The 8574-nt window shown below is 73.8% G+C and carries 9 protein-coding genes; 7 read left to right on the top strand and 2 right to left on the bottom strand.

What is annotated here, in order from left to right:
• Positions 1-276 precede the first annotated feature (276 nt).
• The 5 genes from VGR37_06320 to VGR37_06300 all read left to right on the top strand — a co-directional run bounded on the left by VGR37_06320 (position 277) and on the right by VGR37_06300 (position 4752).
• Complete coding sequence (locus tag VGR37_06320) at positions 277-903, top strand: hypothetical protein (GenBank protein ID HEV2146996.1); 627 nt, start codon at positions 277-279, stop codon at positions 901-903.
• A gap of 131 nt (positions 904-1034) precedes the next feature.
• A complete protein-coding gene (locus VGR37_06315; GenBank protein ID HEV2146995.1) occupies positions 1035-1844 on the top strand; it encodes an aldo/keto reductase in 810 nt (269 codons plus the stop codon).
• Between the two features lie 67 nt (positions 1845-1911).
• Entirely contained in the window at positions 1912-2679 is a 768-nt protein-coding gene (locus VGR37_06310) for an SDR family oxidoreductase (protein ID HEV2146994.1), read from the top strand.
• Between the two features lie 178 nt (positions 2680-2857).
• A complete protein-coding gene (locus VGR37_06305) occupies positions 2858-3355 on the top strand; it encodes a hypothetical protein (GenBank protein HEV2146993.1) in 498 nt (165 codons plus the stop codon).
• A 155-nt stretch (positions 3356-3510) separates the two neighbouring features.
• Positions 3511-4752 carry a CapA family protein gene (locus VGR37_06300; protein HEV2146992.1) on the top strand — a complete coding sequence of 414 codons (1242 nt, stop codon included), beginning with the start codon at positions 3511-3513 and terminating at the stop codon, positions 4750-4752.
• Here VGR37_06300 and VGR37_06295 read toward each other — a convergent pair.
• Positions 4749-5303, bottom strand: a complete 555-nt coding sequence (locus tag VGR37_06295; protein HEV2146991.1) for a C40 family peptidase — start codon at positions 5301-5303, stop codon at positions 4749-4751. The two genes, VGR37_06300 and VGR37_06295, sit on opposite strands and share 4 nt — an antisense overlap.
• A gap of 221 nt (positions 5304-5524) precedes the next feature.
• Between VGR37_06295 and VGR37_06290 the strand changes: the two genes are divergently transcribed.
• Both VGR37_06290 and VGR37_06285 read left to right on the top strand, forming a co-directional pair.
• Entirely contained in the window at positions 5525-6535 is a 1011-nt protein-coding gene (locus VGR37_06290) for a serine hydrolase (GenBank protein ID HEV2146990.1), read from the top strand.
• Positions 6536-6652: 117 nt separating this feature from the next.
• Positions 6653-7882, top strand: a complete 1230-nt coding sequence (locus VGR37_06285) for a hypothetical protein (GenBank protein HEV2146989.1) — start codon at positions 6653-6655, stop codon at positions 7880-7882.
• Between the two features lie 37 nt (positions 7883-7919).
• On the opposite strand, the gene VGR37_06280 is transcribed toward VGR37_06285, so the two are convergent.
• Positions 7920-8495, bottom strand: coding sequence for a DnaJ domain-containing protein (locus VGR37_06280; protein ID HEV2146988.1), 576 nt, complete (start codon positions 8493-8495; stop codon positions 7920-7922).
• Positions 8496-8574: the final 79 nt, after the last annotated feature.

Here is an 8574-nt window from a genome sequence, read left to right as displayed (position 1 = left end):
CGTCCATGGACCCCGACGACGAGGCGCGCAGCCGCCTCCTGGCCGCGCTGGCGGACGCCGAGCGGGTGCTGCGCCGCGACGACGACGGGCGCGAGGCCGCCCGGCACCTGCAGTCCGCCCTCCGCCTCGGCGAGCAGCGGCCGCGGAAGCCCTCGCCCTTCCTGGACGACGACTGAGCATCCGCGCCCGGCCGTGACGCTCGCCGGCAGCCCGGCGTCTACACCACGGCCGGGCCGGAGCCTTCCGGCAGTCTCACCTCCCGAACCCGCACTCCCCATGGGCCGCGCAGCCGCTCTCCTCCCGCTCTGCATCCTCCTCGCCCTCCCCGCCGTCGTGCACGGGCAGCAGGGAGGCCGCATCATCCCCTACGTGGGCCTCTCGGTCGGGCCGGCGAGGCTCCCCACCGAGTTCGAATCGTGCGGGGACGGCGGATACACCGCGGGGGAGCTTCGGGGCGGCGTCGCGCGGGGGGCGCTCGCCGTCGAGGCCCGGGTCGCCGCGATCATGGACCTCAGCGTGGAGGTCTGCGCGCTCGACCCGGCCGTCTTCCCCGACGGCGTCCACACCGGCGTCTACTACCCGGACCGGGACGGTGCGGCCATGGCTGCCGACCTCCGGCTCCGCCTGGGCGGAACGCGCGCGATGCCGCTCTCCGTCTCCGCGGGGACGGGGTGGCTGCGCCCGTCCGGCGTGCCGTACCTGGCTGCGGGGGCCGGGGTGCGGTTCGGGGGGAGGCTCCGGCTGGCGCTGGACGCCGAGCGCAGCTGGTACCGCACCCGGCGCGTGGAGGACACCATGGAGTGGAAGGATTACACGCCTGTGCGGCTGATCTCCCGCTTGGAGCGGCGGGAGTGGCTGGACGGGATGGGCGTCCGGGCCGGGGTGGACCTGCCGTTCCGCTGACGCGGCGTATCCTGCCTGCCGTCCACGAGGCCCCCGCCGGCGCGGGGGCCTTTTCCGTTCCTGGCACCCGTCCTGCCGGCCCGTGCCACGGCCCCGGCGGGAGCGGACGGCCACGAGCGCGGGAGGAGTGCATGGAGACGCGGGTGCTGGGGAGCACGGGGCTGACCGTGCCGGTGGTGGGGATGGGGACCTGGCAGACCTTCGACGTACGCGGCGGGCCCGCGGAGCGGAACGCCCGCGACGTGGTGGACGCCGCGCTGGAGGGAGGCGCGCGCTTCTTCGACTCGTCGCCCATGTACGGCGAGGCGGAGCGCGTCCTCGGCGGCGCGCTCGAGGGCCGCCGCGGCGAGGCGCAGGTCGCCACCAAGATGTGGGCGCGCTCCGCGGAGGAGGGGCGTGCCCAGGTGGAGCGCGCCCTCGGCTTCTTCGGCGGGCGCGTCGAGCTGTACCAGGTCCACAACCTGGTGAGCTGGCGCACGCACCTGGAAGTGCTGGAGCGGCTGCGCGACGAGGGGCGCGTCGGGGCCGTCGGCGCGACGCACTACGCCGCTTCCGCCTTCGGGGAGCTGCGCCAGGTGATGGAGACCGGCCGCATCTCCGCCATCCAGGTCCCGTACAACCCCCTCGAGCGCGAGGTGGAGCGCGAGATCCTCCCGCTGGCGGAGGAGCTGGGGCTCGGCGTGGTGGTGATGCGCCCCTTCGCCGAGAGCGGCCTCCTCCGCCGGACTCCTTCGGACGCGGATCTGGCGCCGCTGCGCCCCTTCGGCGTGCGGACGTGGCCGCAGGCGCTCCTCAAGTGGATCCTGAGCGACCCGCGCTGCCACGTCGCCATCCCCGCCACCACCAGCCCCCGCCACATGGCCGAGAACGCGGAGGCGGGGGCGCCGCCCTGGCTCGGGCCGGAGGAGCGCGCCTGGGTGGCACGGCTGGCCGGGTGGTGAACCGCGGCAGGGATCCTGCGGGCGGACCGCCGCCCCGAGTCCAGCCAACCAGCCGTGGAGGAGCAGCATGCCCGGGAGCGAAGAGCGGGATCCGTACGGGGTGGAGTTCCGGAGCGTCGCCGGCAGGGCAGTGGTGGTCACCGGCGGAACCACCGGGATCGGGCGCGCCGTCGCCCGGCTGCTGGCCTCACGCGGTGCACGGGTGCTGGTCTTCGGGCGGCACCGGGAGGAGCTGGACGAGGCGCTGGAGGAGCTCCGGCGCGAGGGCGGCGAGGCGCACGGCCTGGTGGCCGACGTGTCGCGCATGGACGACGTGCGGCGCGTCTTCCGGGAGGCCGACGAGCGGCTGGGCGGGATCGACGTGCTGGTGAACAACGCCGCCGTCACGGGGGGCGGCTTCGAGGGCGAGGCGCTGGACGAGATCGAGTACGTGGTGCGCACCAACGTGGCCGGCTACGTGGCCTGCGCGCGCGAGGCCGTAGAGCGGATGAAGCGGCGCGGCGAGGGACACGTGGTCAACGTGGGCTCCATGAGCGCCGACCTGCGGGAGCCGGAGGGGAGCGTGTACGTGGCCACCAAGGGGGCGATCCAGGCCTTCTCCGAGTCGCTGCGGAAGACGGTGAATCCCGGCGGGATCAAGGTTACGCTGATCGAGCCCGGCAAGGTGGCCACCGACATGGTGGAGATGCCCGACGCGGAGAAGCGGGAGAAGGAGGAGGCGCTGGAGATGCTCCGGCCGGAGGACGTCGCCGCGTGCGTGTACTTCGCCCTGGTGCAGCCCCGGCGCTGCGACGTGGTCGCCCTGCAGGTGCGCCCCCACCTGCAGGTGATCTGAGGCGCCGCGCCACCCGGCTGCGCGGGGGTGTGGCGCGCGGGGCCGGGGCGTTATCTTCAGGGCCGGCCGTCCCCGTGGGCGGCCGTTGCGTTTCACCCGGGAAAGCTCGAGGACCGATGAACGTTCGCCGAGTCCGGAGGGGGATCGCGGCCGCCGCGGCCCCGGGGAGGCCCTGACCGTGCACGCCGGGAGCGCCCTGGCGGCATCCACGCAGGATGCGGGCGGGCCGGGCTCCGCGCCGCCGGAAGGCCCACACCGCTTCGCGCCGCGGCTGCGCAACGCGCGCGCCGAGAACCTGGCGGTGGGGCTCGTCACCGCCGTGCTCACCTTCGTGATGCTCGCCTCGCGCGGGGTCCCGTGGGGAGAGAGGGCGATCGTCGCCCTGCTGGTGGGGATCGTCGCGTACGGGCTGTACGCCCTGCGAATCCGTGTCCGGGGCCTCCAGGCGGTGGAGGTCACGGGCGAGGCGCTCGCCGTCACCGGAAAGGGCGGCACCCGCGTCGTCCGCTGGGACACGGTCGTCACGGCGCAGCACACCTACTACGGCGGCGACCGCTGGGCGTTCCGGACCCGCGGCGGCGAGGCGCTGCAGCTGGTGCTCGACGGCTACACCCACGAAGAGGCCGCGCGGATCAACGCGCTGATCCGGGAGCGGCTGCCGGAAGGGGTGGGGTGAGGAGTGGGAGAGTGCGAAGTGCGAAGTGCGAAGTGCGAAACAGCGCCCCCGTCGGGAGATCCCGGTGGGGGCGCCGTGCGTCTGGGCGGGCGGAGATGGGGCGGACACCGTATATTGAGGTCCGAGTCGGCCGCCCACCTCCCGGAGAGATCCCCTTGAAGACCGTCTTCCACCTCGCGCCCGCGCTCCTGGCGCTCGCGCTCGCCGCCACGACCGTCCGCGCGCAGAATCCCGTGCGGGGCGACACCGTGCCGCGGCCGCGGACGCCCCTGCTCGGCACGGTCGCGGGGGACACCGCGCGCGCGGGGACCGTGCGCGTCTGCGCGGGGGGGGACGTTACGCTGGGGACCAACCTGAACGCGGGGTGGGTGCACACCGCGTCGCGGAAGTACGGGATCCCCGTGGAGCCCTTCCCGGACCCGGACTCCCTCGTCGCCCCGCTGCGCCCCCTCGTGGCCGACGCGGACGTGGTGCTCCTCAACGTGGAGGGCGCCATCGGAGACGGGCCGCCGTCGCGGCGGAAGTGCGCGCCGGGCTCCACCGCCTGCTTCGCCTTCCGCATGCAGCCGGAGGCGGCCGGGGCGCTGCGCCGCGTCGCCGACGGCGCCGAGGTGGTGGGGAACGTCGCCAACAACCACGCGGGCGACGCCGGGCGGCCCGGGTGGCGCGACACCATGAGCCGCCTGCGGGCGGCGGGGGTGCACGTGACCGGCGCGGACACCGTTCCCACCGTGGTCGTGACGGCGCGGGGAGACACCGTCGCCTTCCTGGGCTTCAGCGTGTGGATCGGGCCGGACGCGCGCGACCTGGCGGCGGTGCGCCGCATCGTGGGGCGGGCGGCGGAGCGCTACCCGCGCCTGGTGGTGACCATGCACATGGGCGCCGAGGGGCGCGCCGCGCAGCGGACGCCCAACGCGCCGGAGACGTTCTACGGCGAGAACCGCGGGAACATGGTGGCGTTCGCGCGGGCGGCGGCCACGGCGGGGGCGGACCTGGTGGTGGGGCACGGGCCGCACGTGATGCGCGCGGCGGAGTGGCACGGGGAGACGCTGGTACTGTACTCGCTGGGGAACCTGCTCACCTACGGCCCCTTCTCCCTGGCGGAGCCGCTGAACCGCGGCGCCGTGGCCTGCGCGGCCCTGGACTCCACCGGGCGAGTGGTGGAGGCGGCGCTCCGCCCCACCCGGCAGGTGCCGCCGGGGCGGGTGCTCCCGGACCTCACCTCGCGCGCGGTGGCCCTCACGGACTCGCTCTCGCGGCTGGACTTCCCGGGGAGCGCGGCGCGCTTCGAGCCGGACGGCGCCATCGTCGTCCCGGCGCCGCGCACGGAGGGGCTGAGGGTGCGGAAGGTGTCGCCGCGGGAGGCGCGCGAGCCGCGCAGGGCAGGTGGGAGCTAGCGGGCGGCCACGGCGGCGGTGCTGTCGCCGGGGGCCTCGCTCTCGGCGAGGAGGCGGCGGACCCCCACCCAGGCGCGGGCCAGCGACGACTCCCGGCGCTCCAGCCGGCTCTCGACGATCCGCCCCGCGTAGCTGCTGGCGTGGATGTACCGGCCGTCGCCGACGTAGACCCCCACGTGGGTGATCCGGCCGCCCCTCCCGAAGGTGAGCAGGTCGCCCACGCGGAGGCGGGCGGGGTCCAGCGGGACCTCGCGCCCCACCGCGGCCTGCTCCTGCGCGGTCCGGGGGAGCTGCACGCCCAGCGCGCGCATCAGGTACCGGGTGAAGCCGCTGCAGTCGAATCCCCGGTCGGGGTCGGTCCCCCCGAAGAGGTAGCGCCGCCCGAGCTGCGACCGCGCAAGCGCCACCAGGGAGTCGCGCTCGACCGGGGCGGCCGCCCGGGCGGCGGCGGCCGGGGCCGTGGAGGGCTGCTGTGCGGCGAGGGGAGCGCTTGCGACGAACGTTCCGGCGCAGAGGAGCGCCGCGAGGAGCTGCTTCGCTGGAGAGGTCAAGGCCCGAGCATCCCGGGGGATGGAGGACGGCGCGCACGGCCGGGGGACGGCCGGAGGGCGCCGGGCGATGGGTCCTGCGGGTGTGTAGTGAGTGCCGGCACGATACGCCGCCTCCCGGACCCGCGTCAAGCGCCCCGATCTCCGCTCCTCCCGGTCTCAGCCGGAGGTCGTTTCACCGCAGCCGCTTGCCATTTTCTGACCCGTTCTCCCCACCCGGAGCCATGACCCGACGACTCGCTTCCGCCCTGCTCGCCGCGCTGCTGGTCCTCGTTTCCGCCGCGGCGTGCGCGGCCGCCCCGCACGCCCCGTCCGCGCCCCCCGCGCACGCACGCTCCGACACCGCCGCGCTCCGGCGCGCGCTGGAGGGGCTCATGCGCGACTACCCCGGCACGGCCGGGGTGAGCGTGCGCAACCTGCGTACGGGGGAATCGCTCTCCATCCGCGGGGGGGAGACCTTCCCCTCCGCGTCGCTGGTGAAGGTCCCCGTGCTGGTGGCCCTGCTGGACCAGGTGAACCGCGGCACCGTGCGGCTCGACGAGCGGATGGGGATGATCGAGCGCGACCGGGTGGGGGGATCGGGGATCCTGCAGTACATGCAGTCCGGCCTCCCGCTCACGCTGGGCGACGCGGCGTGGCTGATGATCACGCTCTCCGACAACACCGCCACCAACCTCCTCCTCGACAAGCTCAACGTCCGGACGGTGTGGGAGAAGGCGGAGGCGCTGGGGCTCCCCCACACCAAGATCCACTCCAAGACCTTCCTCCGCTCCACCTCCATCGCCCCGGACTCGTCGGTGAAGTACGGGCTGGGCGTGGCCGTCCCGGACGAGATGGTGCGCCTCTTCACCCTCCTGCACGAGGGGAAGGCCGTCTCCCCGGCGCTGGACTCGCTGGCGCTCGCCATGCTGCGCGCCAACCAGGACGGCTCCAAGCTGGTCCGCTGGCTGCCGGCGGATGTTCCCGTCGCGCACAAGAGCGGCGACGTGGACCGCGCCCGCAACGACTGCGGGATCATCTACGGCCCCGAGGCCCCCGTGGCCGTGTGCGTGATGACCCGCGAGAACCAGCACACCACCTACGCGGTGGATGCGCCGGCGCACCTGCTGATCGGCCGCATCGGGCGGGAGGTGTTCCGGCACTACAACCCGGACTACGCCCGGCGCTGCGAGGGGGCCGCGGAGGGGCTGCAGAGTCCAGCAACGGCGACCTTTCCGCCGCTCTGGCGCTGCTGACCGAGACGACTCACCCTGGAGGCTGGGATGCGAACGCTTGTCTTCGTCGCATGTCTCACGGCGGCACTCCTTCCGGCCGGTTGCGCGGGGGGTGCACAGAGCGGGGACGGCGGTCCCGTGCAGCAGCGGCATGCGCCCGGCGAGCCGGTGCTGGCGTTCGTCGGTGGGCGATGGTTTACGGGGACCGCATTCGAGGAGAGGACTGCATACGCCGTGGACGGGGTGCTCACCTTCGAGCCGCCCGCCCACGTGGATTCGACGATCCACCTCGCGGGAGGCTACGTGGTCCCGCCGTTCGGAGAGGCTCACAACCACAACGTCGAGCACTCCCCGCGCATCGGTCGCACCGTCGGACGGTACCTCCGGGACGGCGTCTTCTACGTCAAGAATCCGAACAACTTGCCGAGGACGCGGCACCCGCTTGCCGGGACGGTCAACATCCCCACGAGCATCGACGTGGCGTTCTCGAACGGGGGGTTGACCGCCTCGGGCGGCCACCCCCTCCCCCTCGTGCAGCGCAACATCCAGCGCGGCATCTGGACGGAGGCCGACGGCGAAGGGGCGTTCTACTTCCGGGTCGACGACGCGGAGGACCTGCACCGTGTCTGGGAGAGGGTCCTGGAGGGCCGTCCCGACTTCCTGAAGACCTACCTGCTCTACTCCGAGGAATACGCGCGGCGCAGGGACGATCCCGCGTTCTTCGGGTGGAAGGGACTGAATCCGGCCCTCCTGCCCGAGATCGTCCGGCGTGCCCGCCAGGCCGGCCTGCGGGTGTCGACGCACGTCGAGACCGCGGCGGACTTCCACAACGCGGTCGCCGCCGGTGTGGACGAGATCGTCCACCTTCCGGGCTTTCGAGGCGACCCCGAGGTCAAGCTCCCGGATCCGGCGATCTTCGAGATCTCCGAAGCGGATGCCCGGCTGGCCGCTCGCCTCGGCACGGTCGTGGTCACGACGGCGGGCGGGGTGCGCGAGATGGACCCGGCGGGGCCGGACAGTCTCCTGCGCAGGCAGTTCGACCGCCTGCACGCACGCAACCTCCGCCTGCTGCGCGAGCACGGCGTCCGGCTGGCCCTCGGGAGCGACGACTACGGCGACACCTCCGTGGGCGAGGCAACGTACCTGCACAGCCTTGGCGTCTTCGACAACCTCGCCCTCCTCAAGCTGTGGTCGGAGGCCACCCCGCAGGCGATCTTCCCCGATCGCAGGCTGGGCTGTCTACGGCAGGGCTGCGAAGCGAGCTTCCTCGTCCTGCGCGGCGACCCGATCGCCGACTTCGGCCACGTGCGCGACATCGCGCTCCGCGTCAAACAGGGCCACGTCCTTCCTGCCCCCCCACCCGAGTAGACCGTTGCCAGGATGAGGGAGACGGGATCGGCGACCGTCACGGAGTCGGAGCGGGGTGCTCGCGGACCCTCGCCTCCAGCAGTTGCACGCCGCTGGCGGACGGCCCGCCCTGGTCCAGGACCATGTCCACGCCGGCCGCGGTGATCGCGAGGTGCCCGGTGTCCAGGCGCTGGATCCAGCCGTTCTCCTTCAGGTACCAGAGGTGGAACCTCATGTGCTCCCCGGGGCAGTCGAGGATCCGCTCCAGCTCCACGTCGCCGACGCCCGGGCGGTCGGGGTCGTTCCGGCGGGCCGTGTAGAGCACCGAGAGGATCCCCGCCCGTACCCTGCGGTCCGCCGCGATGTCGTTCAGGGCGGTCTCCTGCGTGAAGATGCGCCAGCGGGCCTCCTGGACCTCCCGGTACCCGGCATCGTAGCGGGCCCGCTGTTCGGGGTCCGAAAGGACCCGGAAGGCCTCCATGACCTCGTTGAACCGCCCGGGGTCGCCGCTGTCGGGGTTGTCGGGGTGGAACCTCTTGGCCAGGTGCCGGAAGACGCGCGCGATCGTGTCCTGGTCGGCTCGGGGGGAGATCTGGAGGGCTTCGTAGAAATCGGGGAGGCCGGGTCCTGGCATCGGTCCCTCTGTGCGGGTCGCGGGGTGGGCTTCCCCGCGGGGTGCGGGGGCGGGGCTCCTATATATGCGCCGGGCGGGG

It is taken from the genome of Longimicrobiaceae bacterium, from assembly GCA_035936415.1.
In the GTDB taxonomy this organism is placed as follows: Bacteria; Gemmatimonadota; Gemmatimonadetes; order Longimicrobiales; family Longimicrobiaceae; genus JAFAYN01.
The sequence above is the reverse complement of the archived record's forward strand: the minus strand, read 5'-3'. Positions and strand labels throughout refer to the sequence as shown.

Excerpts from the sequence above, each read along its gene's own strand:
- VGR37_06320 (HEV2146996.1), top strand. The coding sequence starts at position 277 with ATGGGCCGCGCAGCCGCTCTCCTCCCGCTCTGCATCCTCCTCGCCCTC.
- VGR37_06315 (HEV2146995.1), top strand. The coding sequence starts at position 1,035 with ATGGAGACGCGGGTGCTGGGGAGCACGGGGCTGACCGTGCCGGTGGTG.
- VGR37_06310 (HEV2146994.1), top strand. The coding sequence starts at position 1,912 with ATGCCCGGGAGCGAAGAGCGGGATCCGTACGGGGTGGAGTTCCGGAGC.
- VGR37_06290 (HEV2146990.1), top strand. The coding sequence starts at position 5,525 with ATGACCCGACGACTCGCTTCCGCCCTGCTCGCCGCGCTGCTGGTCCTC.
- VGR37_06280 (HEV2146988.1), bottom strand. The coding sequence starts at position 8,495 with ATGCCAGGACCCGGCCTCCCCGATTTCTACGAAGCCCTCCAGATCTCC.